Raw genomic sequence first — 17,749 nt, 5'->3', positions numbered from 1 at the left:
GATTGACATCAACATTGATAAGGCTGAAAGCCTTCCATTATATAGCGTAGGGCATCGCCCTACGTATTTATAAAACCCAAATACAAGCCCTGAAAGGGCGGAACATGAACTAACTATATGCCACAATCCCTATCAAAGAACTATATTCATCTGACTTTCAGCACTAAATACAGGAAGGACAGTATAAACGAGGATAAATTATCAGAAATATCCAAATACATCTCCGGCATTCTGAAAAACATAGACTGCCCACCTATCATAGTAGGCGGATTTACCAATCATATACATATCCTATGTATTCTCAACAAAAACATCGCATTATCCAAAATGGTAGAAGAAGTAAAACGTAGTTCGTCAAAATGGATAAAAAGTTTAGGACCCTCATATCATGATTTCTCCTGGCAAGAAGGATATGGAGCTTTCTCAGTCAGTCAATCAAAAGTTGAGACTGTAACTCGATATATTCTGGGACAAAAAGAGCATCACAAAAAAATGACCTTCCAAGATGAACTGAAAATGTTTCTAAAAGAATATCAGGTTGAATATAATGAAGAGTTTATATAGAATCATACTATGAAAGACGTAAACGTCCAAGTAGTCCCGCCCTTTCAGGGCTTATGTTAGGTGTATGCTTTTACGTAGGGCGATGCCCTACGCTATATAATAGAAGGCTTTCAGCCTTAATGAAAGAAAAGGCTACACGCAAACCAGAGAAAGACGACATGTAAAGCTCAAAACAGAATGACCTTTTCATTTGTTTTTGATGAAAAAACAAAAAAAATATCGTTTTTTGTTTGCATCTAACAGAAAATTATTACTTTTGCCCCAGAATTAGAAACCAAAGCAAAAAACAAAGATTCGAATGAAATCATTTACTTATGCATATTACTTCTTTTTTTACTTTTACTTTAGCAACAAAGTAGAGCGGGAGTTTGTATGTATCAAGTGACAGTGATGCTTAAGGACTGAATAGAGAAATCAATCATATGAATCCCGCTCCAATATGGACGCGGGATTTTTTTATATAATACATTAGAACAATGAAAAAGATAGCAATTCAAGGAACACTCGGCTCATATCATGATATCGCCGCACACAAGTACTTCGAGGGAGAAGAAATAGAGTTAATCTGTTGTGCCAACTTCGAAGACGTGTTTACTTCGATACGAAAAGACAGCCAGGTTATCGGAATGCTAGCCATCGAGAATACAATTGCGGGAAGCTTGCTGCACAACAATGAGTTGCTGCGACAAAGCGGCACACAAATCATCGGTGAATACAAACTGCGTATCTCGCACAGCTTCGTCTGTCTCCCTGATGAGAGTTGGGAAGACCTGACTGAAGTCAACTCCCACCCTATCGCCCTGATGCAATGTCGCGAATTTCTGAATCAGCACCCACAGTTGAAAGTAGTGGAAGGTGAAGATACTGCCCGCAGCGCGGAAATCATCAAGAATGAAAGTCTGAAAGGCCATGCCGCTATCTGCTCCAAAGCAGCAGCCGAACGTTACGGCATGAAAATTCTTCAGGAAGGCATTGAAACGAACAAACACAACTTCACCCGTTTTCTGGTAGTTGCCGATCCCTGGCAAGTGGACGAACTCCGCCAACATCATGTCAACGCAACCAACAAAGCGAGTATGGTATTCACTCTTCCGCACACAGAAGGTAGTCTGTCACAGGTTTTGTCTATTCTATCGTTCTATAATATCAATCTGACAAAAATCCAATCGTTGCCAATCATCGGACGGGAATGGGAATACCAATTTTACGTAGATGTAGCTTTCAACGATTATCTAAGATACAAGCAATCTATTGCCGCAATCACTCCATTAACCAAAGAACTTAAATTATTAGGCGAATATGCAGAAGGAAAGTCAAACGTATAAAATCGCTCCTGCCGACAGATTGGCAAGTGTTAGCGAATACTACTTCTCAAAGAAACTTAAAGAGGTAGCACAGATGAATGCTGAAGGAAAAGATGTCATCAGCCTCGGTATCGGAAGCCCCGATATGCCTCCTTCAAGGGAAACCATCGAAACATTGTGTAACAATGCTCATGATCCCAACGGACACGGTTATCAACCGTATGTAGGTATCCCCGAACTGCGCAAAGGTTTCGCCAATTGGTATCAACGCTGGTACGGAGTGGAACTGAATCCGAATACGGAAATACAACCATTGATCGGTTCGAAAGAAGGAATCCTCCATGTTACGCTGGCATTTGTCAATCCGGGTGAGCAGGTGTTAGTCCCGAATCCGGGATACCCCACCTATACTTCTTTAAGTAAAATACTTGGCGCGGAAGTTATCAACTATGACCTGAAAGAAGAAGACGGTTGGATGCCCGACTTTGAGGCACTGGAAAAGATGGATCTTAGTCGTGTAAAACTAATGTGGACCAACTACCCGAATATGCCGACAGGAGCCAATGCTACTCCGGAAATCTATGAGCGCCTTGTTGATTTTGCCCGCCGAAAGAATATTGTGATTGTGAACGACAATCCGTACAGCTTTATCCTGAACGATAAGCCTATCAGTATTCTAAGTGTGCCGGGAGCCAAAGACTGTTGCATCGAGTTCAACTCTATGAGCAAGAGTCACAATATGCCCGGCTGGCGTATCGGTATGCTGGCATCGAACGCAGAATTCGTACAATGGATATTGAAAGTGAAAAGTAATATCGACAGCGGTATGTTCCGTGCCATGCAACTGGCTGCAGCAACTGCTCTTGAAGCAGAAGCAGACTGGTATGAAGGCAATAACGAAAACTATCGCAACCGTCGTCACCTCGCCGGTGAGATTATGAAAACATTGGGATGCACCTACGACGAAAAACAAGTAGGAATGTTCCTTTGGGGAAAGATTCCCGCTTCCTGCAAGGATGTAGAGGAGCTAACGGAAAAGGTATTGCATGAAGCAAGAGTGTTTATCACTCCGGGATTTATTTTCGGCAGTAACGGAGCAAGATATATTCGTATCTCTCTTTGTTGCAAAGACAATAAGTTGGCGGAAGCACTGGAAAGAATAAAAAGAATATAGGTTTCTGTTGTTCTCTCTTCAAAGAAAAAGAGAAGAAAACAGCAGCATAATGAGACAGAATAATTTCAACGAAAACAAGTTATTAAAAGAATAAAAACAAATAAGAATATGGAACTCGAATCAATTTTATTACCGGGCATTGAAGCTAAAAGACCGATTGTCATTGCCGGCCCTTGTAGCGCAGAAACTGAAGAACAAGTAATGGATACAGCCAAACAACTGGCTGCAAAAGGACAGAAAATATACCGTGCCGGCATCTGGAAACCGCGTACCAAACCGGGAGGTTTCGAAGGTATCGGCGTAGAAGGTCTTGCCTGGTTGAAAGAGGTAAAGAAAGAAACAGGAATGTATGTTTCTACGGAAGTAGCAACAGCCAAACATGTTTACGAATGTCTGAAAGCGGGCATCGATATTCTTTGGGTAGGCGCACGTACCACTGCCAATCCTTTCGCCGTACAGGAAATCGCTGATGCGCTGAAAGGTGTTGATATCCCTGTATTGGTTAAGAACCCGGTGAACCCGGATCTCGAATTATGGATCGGAGCACTGGAACGTATCAACAACGCTGGTTTGAAACGCCTGGGTGCTATCCATCGTGGCTTCAGCAGCTATGACAAGAAGATCTACCGTAATCTTCCCCAATGGCATATTCCTATCGAACTGCGCCGCCGTATCCCTAATCTTCCGATTTTCTGTGATCCGAGCCATATCGGTGGAAAACGTGAATTAGTAGCTCCGCTTTGCCAACAGGCGATGGACTTGAACTTCGACGGTCTGATCGTAGAAAGCCACTGTAACCCGGATTGCGCTTGGAGCGATGCTTCCCAACAAGTTACTCCGGACGTACTCGACTATATCCTCAATCTGCTGGTGATCCGTACTGAAACGCAATCTACCGAAAGTCTGGCACAACTCCGTAAACAAATTGACGAATGTGACGACAATATCATTCAGGAACTATCAAAAAGAATGCGCGTAGCCCGCGAAATCGGTACTTACAAAAAAGAGCATGGAATCACCGTTCTTCAAGCCGGACGTTACAATGAAATCTTGGAAAAACGTGGTGCGCAGGGCGAACAATGCGGTATGGACAGCGAGTTTATGAAGAAGATTTTCGAAGCCATCCACGAAGAATCGGTTCGTCAACAGATGGAAATTATTAATAAATAAAAAGCAGTCTCTCCACTAACCCTCTTCCAAAGAGAGGAAAGAAAGTAACCTCCTGTTCATATTGATAAGAGTAATTATCAGTCTGTTCTCCTTGAAAGAGGGTTAGGGAAAGGATTTTTAAATAAACATTATGAGAATATTAATCCTTGGAGCCGGCAAAATGGGCTCTTTCTTTACTGATATATTAAGCTTTCAACATGAGACGGCCGTGTTCGACGTCAACCCGCACCAGTTGCGTTTTGTCTATAACACGTATCGTTTCACCACATTGGAGGAGATTAAGGACTTTGAACCGGAACTGGTTATTAATGCCGTTACAGTGAAGTACACGCTGGATGCCTTTCATAAAGTATTGCCTGTGTTACCGAAAGACTGTATCATTAGTGACATTGCCTCTGTAAAAACAGGACTGAAGAAGTTTTATGAAGAAAGCGGTTTCCGTTATGTCTCCAGCCACCCGATGTTTGGCCCTACTTTTGCTAGTCTTAGTAATCTAAGCAGCGAGAATGCCATCATCATCAGTGAAGGAGACCACCTGGGAAAAATATTCTTCAAAGATCTCTATCAGACATTGCGTTTGAACATCTTCGAATATACGTTCGACGAACACGACGAAACAGTAGCTTACTCGCTTTCTATTCCGTTCGTATCGACTTTTGTATTTGCTGCCGTCATGAAACATCAGGAAGCTCCGGGAACTACGTTCAAAAAGCACATGGCAATTGCCAAAGGCCTATTAAGCGAAGACGACTACCTGCTTCAGGAAATCCTGTTCAACCCACGCACTCCGGGACAGGTAGCCAATATCCGCACGGAGTTGAAGAATCTTCTCGAAATTATCGAGAACAAAGATGCGGAAGGAATGAAAAAGTATCTGACTAAGATTCGGGAGAAGATTAAATAATCCATTATCTATTATATAGAGAGGGATCAAGGGAAATAATAATCTTCCGTGTGCCTCTCCGGTTACAGAACCATCCCTTATATAGGCAAGATTTAACGATCCTCTGCATACTTTTTTGTTTGCAGGGGATTTTTTTATGTGTACCTTTGTATCCGCAAAAACGGATTCACAGGAGAAAGAATGATAGATCAAGTTACCATAGACCGAATATTGGACGCGGCACAAATTATGGATGTCGTTTCAGATTTTGTCACCCTGCGCAAACGTGGTGTCAATTACGTCGGTTTGTGTCCGTTCCATAGTGATAAAACCCCTTCTTTTTATGTCTCTCCCGCCAAGGGATTATGCAAATGTTTTGCTTGTGGAAAAGGTGGAAACGCAGTGCATTTCATTATGGAGCACGAGCAGATGTCATATCCGGAAGCGCTGAAGTACCTTGCCAAGAAATACAATATTGAAATCAAGGAGCGGGAATTAAGCGATGAAGAGAAGTTTGTGCAAAGCGAACGTGAAAGTCTGTTTATCGTCAATAACTTTGCGCGCGATTATTTCCAAAACATACTAAAAAATCATATAGACGGGCGTAGCATCGGTATGGCTTATTTCCGCAACCGTGGTTTTCGCGATGACATTATTGAGAAATTCCAACTAGGCTACTGTACTGAAAGTCACGATGCATTCGCCAAAGAGGCAATCCAAAAAGGATATAAAAAAGAGTATCTGGTAAAAACCGGACTTTGCTACGAAACGGACGACCACCGATTGCGAGATCGTTTTTGGGGACGTGTAATTTTCCCTGTCCATACGCTTTCCGGTAAAGTGGTGGCTTTTGGCGGACGTGTACTTGCCAGTGCAACGAAAGGGGTTAAAGTAAAATACGTCAATTCACCCGAATCGGAAATCTATCATAAAAGTAACGAATTATACGGTATATATTTTGCCAAACAGGCTATTGTAAAACAAGACCGTTGTTTTTTGGTTGAAGGTTACACGGATGTAATCTCCATGCATCAATCCGGTATAGAGAATGTGGTTGCTTCTTCGGGAACAGCCCTTACACCGGGACAAATCCGTATGATTCACCGGTTCACCAACAATATGACTGTGCTTTACGATGGTGACGCAGCGGGTATCAAGGCCTCTATCCGGGGAATTGACATGTTATTGGAGGAAGGTATGAATATCAAAGTCTGTCTTCTTCCCGATGGGGACGACCCGGACTCTTTTGCCCGCAAACATAACTCAACGGAATTCCAGGCTTTCATCTCTGAACATGAAACGGACTTTATCCGCTTCAAAACAAACTTGCTGCTGGAGGATGCAGGAAAAGATCCCATCAAGCGTGCGGAACTGATTGGTAACTTGGTGCAAAGTATTTCTGTTATCCCGGAAGCGATTGTCAGAGATGTCTATATCAAAGAATGTGCACAGCTACTTCATGTAGAAGATAAGCTGTTGGTATCGGAAGTTGCCAAAAGACGGGAAACTCAAGCAGAGAAACGAGCTGAACAGACGGAACGGGAACGCCGGATGGCTGAAAGAACAGCTACAATGTCTCAAGGGACACCGTCTGAAAATGCTCCGATGCCCAACGGAGATATTCCGTTGCCTCCTGAAATAGATAACGGATATACAGAGGTTCCTCCCGCTCTGCAGGAAGACAACTATGCATCTTTTATCCCCCAGGAAGGAAAGGAAGGACAAGAATTCTACAAATTCGAACGGCTGATATTACAAGCGGTAGTTCGTTATGGAGAAAAAATCATGTGTAACCTGACTGATGAAGAAGGAAACGAGATTCCGGTAACCGTTATAGAATATGTGATTAATGATTTGAAAGAAGATGAGTTAGCTTTTCATAATCCGTTGCACCGCCAAATGTTATCGGAAGCTGCTGCACACATGCATGATTCCAATTTCATTGCTGAACGTTATTTCCTGGCACATCCTGATCCGGTAATCAGTAAATTGAGTGTGGATTTGATTAATGTGCGGTATCAGCTTAGTAAATACCACTCCAAATCCCAAAAGATCGTAACAGATGAAGAGCGTCTCTATGAAATGGTTCCAATGTTAATGATTAACTTCAAATATGCAATCGTAACGGAGGAATTGAAGCACATGCTTTATGCCCTGCAAGATCCTGCTCTTGCCCATGATAATGAAAAATGTGACTCGCTTATGAAACGCTTTAATGAGTTGAAGACCGTACAAAGCATCATGGCAAAACGATTGGGTGACAGGGTTGTTCTGCGATGATTCCTCATCGGTGCCGAGAGATGTCTTCATCGGTGCCGCACACCCTCTTCATCGGTGCCGAAGCCTGCCTTCCCCGGTACCGAAACCAAATAGCATTTCTTACCAGGTTTTCTCTACAAAGTCCCGTGTTGAATCAGATTCATAAACTCTTCACGAGTTTTTGCCTGATTGAAAGCCCCGGTAAAATCCGAAGTAGTAGTAATAGAATTTTGTTTTTCTACACCACGCATCTGCATACACATGTGTTTGGCTTCCACTACCACCATTACCCCAAGTGGATTCAGTGTTTCCTGAATACACTCTTTGATTTGCAGTGTCATGCGTTCCTGCACTTGCAGGCGATGAGAGAATATATCGACTACACGGGCTATCTTGCTCAACCCGGTGATATAGCCGTTAGGAATATAAGCCACGTGTGCCTTCCCGTAGAACGGCAACATGTGATGTTCGCAAAGGGAGAAGAAATCGATATCTTTCACAATCACCATCTGACTGTATTCTTCCTGGAATTTAGCAGAGCGAAGCACTTCATGAGGATCCATGTGATACCCTTTCGTCAAGCTTAACATTGCTTTAGCCACCCGTTCCGGAGTTTTCAGCAACCCTTCCCGTTCGGCATCTTCACCCAACAAAGTTATAATACTACGATAATGACTCTTCAACTCCTCCAGATTCGGAGAAACAATTTCTTCTTTTTCTAACATGATACAATTATAAAGGAATATTGATCTGGTCTCTTACAATAGAAACCTCTTTGAACACACCGGTAGACTTCAACCGACGCATCATTGCGTCCGCCTCTTCAATGCTCCGGAAATCACCTACACGACAAAGCCAACGAGGTGGATTGAACGAAGTATATACTGTCAATTCAGGGAAATACTCTTTAACGCGTGATGCTACATGATAAGCATCATTCTTAGCCTGACGAGTATTATTACCGGCATACGCCTGTATTCTGAATCCGGAAGTCTTTATTACTTTCTGTTCACCTGTTGCAGGACGTTCCATCCCTATCAGAGCCTCAATACGGGGATCTTGATGAATAGTCACCTTTCCTTGTCCCGGAACGTTACGTTCCAGACTTTTGACAATGCCCTGTGCCTGTACACCGACAACTGCCAATACCAACAACAAAGTAAGTAAAGCTAGTTTTCTCATTCTATAAATAATATTTAGGCACGGATTACGCGGATTATACAGTTTTTGAAATCTCTTGGACTAAACGATATCGTGTAATCCGTGAAATCCGTGCCTGAAAGAAGTTTTAATTATGCGTTAAAAGCATCAATGATACCTTTGAAATCAGATACTTTCAGAGCAGCACCACCAATCAAACCACCATCAACGTCCGGGTTAGCGAACAGTTCTTTAGCGTTAGAAGGTTTGCAGCTACCACCGTAAAGGATAGAAGTATTGTCTGCGATTTCTTTGCCATACTTGTCAGCTACGATAGAACGGATGAAGGCATGGATTTCCTGTGCTTGTTCAGGAGAAGCAGTTTTACCTGTACCGATAGCCCAAACCGGTTCGTAAGCCAATACAATCTTAGAGAAGTCTTCAGCCGACAGAGAGAATACAGATTCCATTTGTGCAGCTACCACTTCGTTCTGCTTGTTAGCTTCGCGTTCTTCCAACACTTCACCGATACAGAAAATCGGAGTCAGACCGTTAGCCAAAGCCAATTTTACTTTTTCTTCAAGGATAGCAACTGTTTCACCGTAGTATGCACGACGTTCAGAGTGTCCCAGAATTACATATTTTGCACCAGTAGAAGCAACCATTTCAGCAGAAACTTCACCTGTATAAGCACCTGATGCTTTGTCTGCACAGTTTTCAGCACCTACACCAATCTTAGCAGCGTCTACCAACGGAGTAACAGAAGCCAAGTGGATGAACGGAGTACAGATGATTACATCACAGTTAGGCTTTTCGTTAGCCAATGCTTCGTTCAGTTCTTTAGCCAAAGCGATACCCTCTTGAAGGGTTTTGTTCATTTTCCAGTTTCCTGCAACAATGTTCTTTCTCATTTTGTTTTTTTATTTTAAAGGGTTAATAAATTTACGATTGGACGATTGACGATTGAACGATTCAGGTTAGTGTTCGTTACAGAGGGTCGCTCGTTATCATTTTTTCTTATTCTTGTTCTTCTATTCCTTGATTCTTTGTTTCCGGTTCTTTGCTTTTTATCTCTTCTTCTTGTTGCTTCCGCTTCGCAGTTTTCCGTTCCCGGCGGCGAACGACCAACACATCCACCCCAAGCACTAACAACAACGGAATAACAAACCACAGAAAAACATATCCTACCGTATGAGCGTCACTGCTCACTTTCTGCTTTCCTAGCGGCAGATTCTCCAGCTTGTCCGTCAGTACGTATTCATCCGGTATATCCTCATCGCTCCATTTATTCAGAATGGTTCCGTTCTTAATCAACATCAACCCCGGGTTGGAGCGAACCATCGTCTTCAATGTTATATCATCCATTTGGCAGAAAGGATATTCGGCTCCTGTCTTGTCCTTCCACAGTTCTATCTGTTCCTCCGGTGAAGAAGTGAGGCAATAAAATTTGTAGCCATGCTCCACCGAATAGTCATATATTTCATTAATCAAATCAATGTTACTATCATCCGCCTCTTCAATCCGATGGGCAACCAACAGGAAAGTATATCCTATATCCGTCAATACATCGTCTGTTATATCTTCCCCCGTATTCAGATCTATCATAGAGAAATCGTGAATAGCCGGTTCATATCCTTTTTCCTTAAGGATGGTACGCGTATCGACAAATGTCCAGGTACTATCCGGATAGTTATCCAACGTAAATTTTTTCTGCTCTCCGTTCTTCTCCAGGATAAAGATGCTTTCATATACGCTTGGTTTGGCTCCTTCGGGCATTGTCATTCCTTCTAGGATATTCTTTCCGATCTTGTAAGGACGAAAGTCTAAAACAGGCAAACGGTCCAGGCAATAGAACGATAAAGTAAACACAAAAAACAGCGTATAAAGAGAAACCAGCCACTCCATCTTCACACTGATAAAACGAATCAGCATCCTCCTGTGACGGAAAGCCATTATTGCCGCAAACAGCAGAATGATATTCTTTCCAAATGTTTCCCAATTCGTCAATACCCAGGCATCACCAAAACAACCGCAGTCCGAAACCGGATCAAAGATGGCAAGATACAAGGTCAGTGGCGTCATGAAAATCATCAGCATCAAAGCCAATGAGGTAGCCAATGTTCTTCTTGTTGCAAAGAACAAAGAGATACCTATAAAAAACTCAACGGCAGATAAAACGATACCTCCCAATAAAGGGAAGAATGAAGGGAACCAGGAAGCCATTCCGAATGCAGTCAGATAATCCTGTATCTTATACTGGAAACCCAGCGGATCAACTGCCTTTACAAATCCGGAAAAGATGAACGATGCCGCCAAAAGAAAACGACACATATTCGCCACTACCTCCTGAATGATATGTAAGTTCTTATCCTTCAAATTCTATCTTAATCAGTCCGAAAACAGAGTAATTAATCATATCCATATAATTGGCATCAATACCTTCTGACACCAATGTATTGCCGGCCAAGCTCTCAATCTGCTTGGTACGGTAGATTTTCATCAGAATCAAGTCTGTGTAAGAGCTGACACGCATGCTCCGCCAGGCTTCATCATAATCATGATTCTTGGCAAGCATCAGTTCTAATGCCTCTTTTGCATACTTATCGTACAAAGCCATCGCTTCTTCATTGCTGATGTCGGCAGACTCGGCATACCCCAGTTCCAACTGGATAAGTCCGATGATGCCATAATTGACAATCGCAATAAACTCGGCACGGATTCCCTCGTCAATCAGGGTTACTCCTTTGGTTTCAATACTTCGAATCCGATTGGCTTTAATAAAAATCTGGTCAGTCACCGAAGCCGGACGCAGGATACGCCATGCAGGTCCGTAATCGTGCAGCTTCTTGGAAAATAAGTCACGGCACAAAGCGATGACATGTTCAAATTGTTGCTTGGTATCTTTCATCTTCTTCCAAATAGTGCGCAAAGGTAACAATAATTAAGTAAAAACAGAAAGAGGGCACTCTAAATTATATTAAAGTGCCCTCTCCTAAAGATATTGTATTACTGTTTTATAAGCTATATTTTTTATGAACAACGCAAAACCTGTCCGATACGCAAAGTAGTGGTCGGTTTGATACGGTTCAGTTTGCAAAGTGTACTGACTGATACGCCACGCAATTTAGCAATGCGGGACAATGTATCGCCACTCTTCACCTTGTGATAACGGATGGTACCGTCAGCCACTTGAGTATCATGAGAACCAGCACGCTTCACGCCTTTTGCTTTGCGGAACGTATAAGTATCGGCAACGATATCTTGTTTCGGGAAGTCGAACATATAAATCGGATTAATTGCAATCCCCAGGAAGCGGGTTTCGAAATGAAGATGCGAACCAGTAGAGCGTCCGGTGTTACCACCCAAACCGATTACTTCTCCGGCTTTCACTAATTGGTTTTCTTCAACCAATTGTTTTGATAAATGACCATACACTGTTTCCAATCCATTATCATGACGGATAACGACATATTTTCCATATCCTCTACGCTCATATTTTACGATACGTACTTTACCGTCAAAAGCAGCTACGATAGTATCACCTATATTCACTTTCAAGTCCAACCCATTATGCATTCTTCTCCAACGAGGACCGAAAGGCGAAGTAATTTTTGTACTTGGAGTTGGCATATGGAAACCTGTCAGGTCGATTGTATACGTATCAGGGATAATAGCATTTCCGTAAGCATGTACATACTGGTTGTTCCAGTTTGGATAAAGACTTAGGGCGGGATATTCGGACTGTTCGGCACGGATTTGCTTCTGCAAGGCCAAAGAGTCTACTGATTTTAATTTCTTGTCTATCGGTGCTTGGCGGGCAATCAGGTCTTGTGAGAAAGAGCTCAGACTGACCATAGCCGCAACAGCGACCAATCCTGTTTTAATAATGCTAAAATTCATTCCTTCTTTGTCAATTCAATTAATATTCGTCGTTTGCGTACAGGTAATCGAATGTAGCCTGCTTGTAATCGAATATTTCTTCCGGTTTAAAAAATCTCGTTAATTCAATAGCTGCAGTCTCCGGAGAATCGGATGTATGAACGATATTCTCTTGAAAGCTCATACTGTAATCCCCGCGAATGGTGCCTGGGGCAGCTAAACGTCCATTAGTCGGTCCCGCCAACGTACGGACTGTTTGAATAGCATCCACACCTTCGAAACAACAAACAATGACAGGAGTTGTCATCATCGAATCTTTCACACGCTGAAAGAAAGGTTTGCCGCTAAGGTGGGCATAATGTTCGCTTAACAATTCATCAGTCAGTTGCATCATCTTCATGCCGGCCAACCGTAATCCTTTACGTTCAAAAAGATGAGTAATCTCACCAACCAATCCCCGTTGAAGGGTACATGGTTTTAAAATGACCAGCGTTTTTTCAAGCATAATACTCGACTTTGCAAATGGTTAAACAATACATTTACTAAAAAAATTCTTCCAAAGATAGTGTTTTCCTACGAAATGGCAAGGAAGTTATTAACTATTTTTCAGATGCTTAGAACGAAAAGGAAGAGGAATCAGGTCGTTAAACTCCTATAAATAGGGAGAATAGAGCCGAAATATGTTTTGCAACACATTTGCGCAAATAAACTGCATGTTTAACCGTTTTTCAGCTTATGGCAGCCCAGTTAACATTCGTTTTCCGTAAGGCTTTAAGCTGTCGCCATAAGATTTCGTTCTCCGGACTTTGTGCTGCAGGGTCTTGTTCTACAATACTTTCAGCTATAGCACGAACGTATTGCAACAGTTGACCGTCGCGGACAATATCCGCGATCTTCAAATCGAAAGCGATACCGCTTTGCTGTGTACCTTCAAGATCACCGGGACCACGCAATTTCAAATCGGCTTCTGCTATTTCAAAGCCATCATTGGTGCGCACCATGATTTCCAATCGTTTCCGGGTATCCTCCGTCAACTTGTAATTCGTCACCAGAATACAATAAGACTGTTCCGCTCCACGTCCTACCCGGCCACGCAACTGATGCAACTGCGAAAGCCCGAAACGTTCTGCATTTTCAATAATCATCACCGAAGCATTCGGGACGTTCACTCCGACTTCAATGACGGTAGTAGCCACCATGATCTGCGCTTTGCCCGAAACAAAAAGCTGCATTTGCTCATCCTTCTCGGCTGGTTTCATTTTGCCATGCACTTTACAAACCGTACATTTCGGAAACTCTTCCAGAATATGTTGATATCCTTCTTCAAGATTCTTCAAATCAATCTTTTCGCTTTCTTTAATCAGCGGATAAACAATATAGACCTGGCGTCCTTCTTCAATTTGTTTGCGCACCGAACGGTACATACTTTCCCGGCGGTTATCAAATTGGTGGATGGTAGTAATCGGTTTTCTTCCGGGTGGAAGCTCGTCGATAATAGATACGTCCAAATCACCATACAATGTCATTGCCAAAGTGCGTGGGATCGGGGTAGCAGTCATCACGAGCACATGCGGAGGTTGAACATTCTTACTCCAAAGACGGGCGCGTTGTGCCACGCCAAAGCGATGCTGTTCGTCGATAACAACGAAGCCTAAAGAAGAGAAATTGACAGTATCTTCAATAACGGCATGCGTTCCTATTAATATATTCACATCTCCGGTCAGCAATCCGGTCAGAATCGCTTCCCGCCTTTTGCCTTTAATAGAGCCTGTCAGCAGTTCGACACGGATATCCATGCCAAAGAGCAGTTCTTTGATCGTTTCATAATGCTGGTTTGCCAAGATTTCGGTGGGCGCCATCATGCAAGCCTGATAACCGTTATCCAACGCCAACAGCATACTCATCAAAGCAACCAGTGTTTTCCCGCTTCCTACATCTCCCTGCAAGAGGCGATTCATCTGCCTGCCACTGCCGACATCGTTCCGTATTTCCTTCAATACCCGCTTCTGTGCACCTGTCAGTTGAAAAGGAAGATTCTTTGTATAAAATGTATTGAACACATCTCCCACTTTCTCAAAGATATATCCACGATATCTTTTTTGTCTGTCTTTGGCATAGCGGAGGATATTCAGTTGAACATAAAACAGCTCTTCGAACTTAAGGCGATATTGCGCCCTGCGAAGCACATCGGGATTGGTCGGAAAGTGGATATTCCGGAGAGCTTCCGTCAAAGGCATCAGATGATATTCCGCCAGCAATTTGGAAGAAAGTGTTTCAGGCAGAGGCTCCTGTATTTGTTGAATCACCGTTGCCATCATCTTCTCAATCGCGTGAGAGTTGAGGAAACTGCGCTTCATCTTCTCCGTCGTATTATAATAAGGTTGCAATCCCACCGAAGAAAGTTTCAAATCTTCCGGCTTGTCTACATCGGGATGCGCCACATTGATACGTCCGTTGAAAACAGTCGGTTTACCGAAGATGATATATTCTTCGTGCAACTTATACTTGCCTAAGATATACTTAATGCCTTGAAACCACACCAAATCCACGACTCCCGTACCATCCGAAAAGTGCGCCGTCAAACGACGTTGACGTCCTTCGCCAATGGTTTCGAAACCGAGAATTTCTCCTTTCAACTGGATATACGGCATATTGCCATCTATTTCGTGAATGTAATAGATGCGGCTCCGGTCAATATATTTATAAGGGAAATAATAAATTAAATCGTGCAAGGAGTAGATTTCCAACTCCTTATTTAATACAGCGGCTTTTTGAGGGCCTACACCGGAGATGAATTTTATGTCGCGTGTGGCTAAATCGAACATTTATAAAAGAGCACTCCCTACTTTTAAATCGAAAGGAGTCGTTATTTTTATATTTTCACGGTTACCTTCCGCCAGATACACAGGTATTCCCATTGCTTCAACAACGGAAGCGTCATCTGTAAAGAAGGAAGTAAATTCTTGTGTATATGCTTGTTTCAACAACTCTACATCAAATACCTGCGGTGTTTGCACCAGCTTGTAATCATTCCGGCTGACCGTTTCACTTCCGGCATTTGTCAGATGGCGAAGTGTCTCTACCACATCCACCACAGGGATCACTGCTTTCTGCACTTTTGCCAAGTCATAACAACGGCGAATCACCTCTACCGACACAAACGGACGTACGCCATCATGCACCCCTACCAGTCCCGGCTCCTGCACCAGTGCCAGACCGTTCTTTACAGAGTAAAAACGTGTTTCGCCTCCATCGGCAAGGGTATGTTCCACCGCAAAGCTGTGTTTTTGGCAAAGTTGCTTCCAAAAGTCCTGCTGTTCCCGTGGAAGCACTACTATGATTTGAAGTGTTTCGTCATATCTCCTGAATACTTCCAGGGTATGCATCAACACAGGTTTATCACCCATGGGAAGGAATTGTTTCGGGAGGTCACTTCCCATTCGCAAGCCCTTTCCACCGGCGACAATGATTACATATTTCTTCATGGACGGTTTAGCGTTTAACACACATCGCTTCTACCAGTTCGTCTACTTTTTCTTTACCTACCAACAGGTCAACGATTGTCAAAGCAAATTCCATGGCAGCACCCGGTCCCATACCGGTAATGATGTTTCCATCACGTACGACAGGTTCATTTACACATTCTGCACCATCCAGATATTGTTCAAAACTCGGATAACAGGTAGCCTTCTTTCCTTTCAGCAGTCCCAGTTTACCCAATACCATCGGAGCAGCACAAATGGCCGCAATAGGTTTACCTTTTGCGGCAAAATCAAGAATCAATTTACGCAACCCTTCGTGCTTGTCAAGTGTGGCAGCTCCCGGCATTCCTCCCGGCAACAGCAGCAGTTCAGCATCGAAGAAATCGCAATTCTCGAAGTTGATATCGCAAAGGACGGATACGTCATGTGCTCCCACTACAATTTCATCCGGCGTAACGGATACGATTTCTACATTAAGTCCGGCACGTCTCAACGTGTCAATAGCAGTAAAGGCTTCAATTTCTTCAAAACCATCTGCAAAAAAAGCGTATACAGTTCCCATAATCCTTTATATATTTGGTTAATGATACTATCTCAAGTTAAAATAATAGGTGATTGTCCCTGTCTGGTTATTCACCCCATCTATCGTATTAAAACGGGCTTTCTTCGCTGCATCCTCCGCCGCCTTACGCAAAGCGGAATTTACCGTATTCGTTTGAGGGCTAATACTGGTCGATATCACTTGCCCTGCAGGATTCACGGTGATATTCACCACTACACGTCCTTCTTCCTGCACATTATATACAGGCTTCGGCAAACTGCCCGTACCTAAAGAACGTCCGCCAAGGTCAAATGTTCCATAACCTCCGGTTCCGGTCTTCGCTCCGGTAGAAGAATTTCCCTCCTTGCTACCTTCGGTTCCCGTGCCACTAGCCGCTGTTCCTTTATTTCCTGTCATTTGCGCTCCCTTTCCAAACGCACCGGACACCCTCTTTCTGGCAGCTTCTTCGGCAGCCTTACGTTCACGTTCCGCTTTTTCTTCTGCCAGCCGTTTCGCTTCCGCAGCTTTTTCGGCTTCCGTTTTTTCGGGCTTCTTCACCGGTTCTTTCGGCTTGACCACCTCTTTAGGTTTCACCGTTTCTTTTTTCGGTTCTTCCGTCTTAGGTTTCAGAGTTACTGTTTCCTCTTCAGTCTGCGTCAATAAATCCTGTTCCGAAGGAAGTTCCGGTGCTGTTTCCGCGGGTGCTGCCGCATCTTCATCCATGATATCCACGTCTACCAGAGAGGGATCATCGAAGCCACTTGCTGCGTCTACATTTCCCATCATTACAGGCACTCCGCCTGCATCTTCATCCGGTTGAGGGACAGTAAAGCTCACCAGAATCAAAAGAGCAATCACTGCCACATGCACCAACAGTGCACCCAGCGCTCCTATGTATTCACCCTTTTTTCTTCTGTCCATTGTTTCTTATTTGTTTTCAGGCGGGCGTGTAGCCAGCACCATCTTAAAATGATTCTCGTTTGCAATGTTCAATACCCTTACGATCTCACGGTAAGGTACCGATTCATCCGCATACAATGCCACGTACATTTCCGGCTCCTTCTCTGCGCAACTCTGCAAGAATGAAGTCAGGTCGTTCAGCGCCACCGGCTGCTCTTTTTCATTGCCGAAAGCGGCATAGAAATTCAAGTCTTTATCGATAACCACTCTTGTCAGCGGTTTGGCCGAAGTCTGCTGCTTGCCTTGCGGCAACAAGACTTTGATAGCATTGGGCGACACCACCGTAGAGGTTATCATAAAGAATATCAGCAACAGGAAGATGACGTCCGTCATGGAAGCCATGCTGAAATTGGGCGATACTCTATTTCTTCTTTTTAATCCCACTTTGTTAGT

At 43.4% G+C, this 17,749-nt stretch carries 18 protein-coding genes; 6 read left to right on the top strand and 12 right to left on the bottom strand.

Annotation, left to right across the window (positions count from 1 at the left end):
- Window positions 1-117 precede the first annotated feature (117 nt).
- From HMPREF9009_RS07710 to dnaG, 6 genes are all read left to right on the top strand, one after another.
- Window positions 118-564, top strand: a complete 447-nt coding sequence (locus tag HMPREF9009_RS07710; RefSeq protein ID WP_004307855.1) for a transposase — start codon at window positions 118-120, stop codon at window positions 562-564.
- 476 nt (window positions 565-1,040) lie between these two features.
- The gene (locus HMPREF9009_RS07705; RefSeq protein WP_004307854.1) at window positions 1,041-1,889 is read left to right on the top strand and encodes a prephenate dehydratase; all 849 of its coding nucleotides are present in this window, start codon (window positions 1,041-1,043) and stop codon (window positions 1,887-1,889) included.
- Window positions 1,864-3,042 (top strand): pyridoxal phosphate-dependent aminotransferase, encoded by a 1,179-nt coding sequence (locus tag HMPREF9009_RS07700; protein ID WP_004307853.1) that lies wholly within the window; start codon window positions 1,864-1,866, stop codon window positions 3,040-3,042. Before HMPREF9009_RS07705 ends, HMPREF9009_RS07700 begins: the two co-directional genes overlap by 26 nt.
- 108 nt (window positions 3,043-3,150) lie before the next feature.
- The gene (locus HMPREF9009_RS07695; RefSeq protein ID WP_004307852.1) at window positions 3,151-4,212 is read left to right on the top strand and encodes a bifunctional 3-deoxy-7-phosphoheptulonate synthase/chorismate mutase type II; all 1,062 of its coding nucleotides are present in this window, start codon (window positions 3,151-3,153) and stop codon (window positions 4,210-4,212) included.
- Between the two features lie 130 nt (window positions 4,213-4,342).
- Entirely contained in the window at window positions 4,343-5,116 is a 774-nt protein-coding gene (locus HMPREF9009_RS07690) for a prephenate dehydrogenase (RefSeq protein WP_004307851.1), read from the top strand.
- 180 nt (window positions 5,117-5,296) lie between these two features.
- On the top strand, window positions 5,297-7,375 hold the full coding sequence (dnaG, locus tag HMPREF9009_RS07685) for a DNA primase (RefSeq protein WP_032851002.1): 2,079 nt from the start codon (window positions 5,297-5,299) through the stop codon (window positions 7,373-7,375).
- Between the two features lie 113 nt (window positions 7,376-7,488).
- Here dnaG and folE read toward each other — a convergent pair whose 3' ends face one another.
- From folE to HMPREF9009_RS07625, 12 genes are all read right to left on the bottom strand, one after another.
- Window positions 7,489-8,079: a GTP cyclohydrolase I FolE gene (gene folE, locus HMPREF9009_RS07680; protein ID WP_004324710.1), complete on the bottom strand. Its 591-nt coding sequence runs from the start codon at window positions 8,077-8,079 to the stop codon at window positions 7,489-7,491.
- Between the two features lie 7 nt (window positions 8,080-8,086).
- Complete coding sequence (locus tag HMPREF9009_RS07675; protein ID WP_004307848.1) at window positions 8,087-8,536, bottom strand: SPOR domain-containing protein; 450 nt, start codon at window positions 8,534-8,536, stop codon at window positions 8,087-8,089.
- A gap of 110 nt (window positions 8,537-8,646) precedes the next feature.
- Window positions 8,647-9,405 (bottom strand): triose-phosphate isomerase, encoded by a 759-nt coding sequence (gene tpiA, locus HMPREF9009_RS07670; protein ID WP_004307847.1) that lies wholly within the window; start codon window positions 9,403-9,405, stop codon window positions 8,647-8,649.
- A 106-nt stretch (window positions 9,406-9,511) separates the two neighbouring features.
- The gene (locus HMPREF9009_RS07665; RefSeq protein WP_004307846.1) at window positions 9,512-10,870 is read right to left on the bottom strand and encodes a BT_3928 family protein; all 1,359 of its coding nucleotides are present in this window, start codon (window positions 10,868-10,870) and stop codon (window positions 9,512-9,514) included.
- Complete coding sequence (locus HMPREF9009_RS07660; protein ID WP_004307845.1) at window positions 10,860-11,402, bottom strand: DUF1599 domain-containing protein; 543 nt, start codon at window positions 11,400-11,402, stop codon at window positions 10,860-10,862. The genes HMPREF9009_RS07665 and HMPREF9009_RS07660 overlap by 11 nt, the downstream gene beginning before the upstream one ends.
- A 122-nt stretch (window positions 11,403-11,524) precedes the next feature.
- Window positions 11,525-12,394, bottom strand: coding sequence for a peptidoglycan DD-metalloendopeptidase family protein (locus HMPREF9009_RS07655; protein WP_004307844.1), 870 nt, complete (start codon window positions 12,392-12,394; stop codon window positions 11,525-11,527).
- 19 nt (window positions 12,395-12,413) lie between these two features.
- Entirely contained in the window at window positions 12,414-12,878 is a 465-nt protein-coding gene (gene ndk / locus HMPREF9009_RS07650) for a nucleoside-diphosphate kinase (RefSeq protein ID WP_004307843.1), read from the bottom strand.
- A 223-nt stretch (window positions 12,879-13,101) separates the two neighbouring features.
- A complete protein-coding gene (recG, locus tag HMPREF9009_RS07645) occupies window positions 13,102-15,198 on the bottom strand; it encodes an ATP-dependent DNA helicase RecG (RefSeq protein WP_049701824.1) in 2,097 nt (698 codons plus the stop codon).
- Window positions 15,199-15,858 carry a 2-C-methyl-D-erythritol 4-phosphate cytidylyltransferase gene (locus HMPREF9009_RS07640; protein ID WP_049701823.1) on the bottom strand — a complete coding sequence of 220 codons (660 nt, stop codon included), beginning with the start codon at window positions 15,856-15,858 and terminating at the stop codon, window positions 15,199-15,201.
- 7 nt (window positions 15,859-15,865) lie between these two features.
- Window positions 15,866-16,417, bottom strand: coding sequence for a DJ-1 family glyoxalase III (locus HMPREF9009_RS07635; RefSeq protein ID WP_008020485.1), 552 nt, complete (start codon window positions 16,415-16,417; stop codon window positions 15,866-15,868).
- 27 nt (window positions 16,418-16,444) lie between these two features.
- Window positions 16,445-17,317 carry a cell envelope integrity protein TolA gene (locus tag HMPREF9009_RS07630; protein ID WP_015532306.1) on the bottom strand — a complete coding sequence of 291 codons (873 nt, stop codon included), beginning with the start codon at window positions 17,315-17,317 and terminating at the stop codon, window positions 16,445-16,447.
- 6 nt (window positions 17,318-17,323) lie between these two features.
- A complete protein-coding gene (locus tag HMPREF9009_RS07625) occupies window positions 17,324-17,740 on the bottom strand; it encodes an ExbD/TolR family protein (protein ID WP_004305499.1) in 417 nt (138 codons plus the stop codon).
- Window positions 17,741-17,749: the final 9 nt, after the last annotated feature.

The sequence above is a fragment of the Bacteroides sp. 3_1_13 genome (assembly GCF_001185845.1).
GTDB classification, from domain to species: Bacteria; Bacteroidota; Bacteroidia; order Bacteroidales; family Bacteroidaceae; genus Bacteroides; species Bacteroides xylanisolvens.
This window is presented reverse-complemented; position numbering and strand designations above follow the sequence as displayed.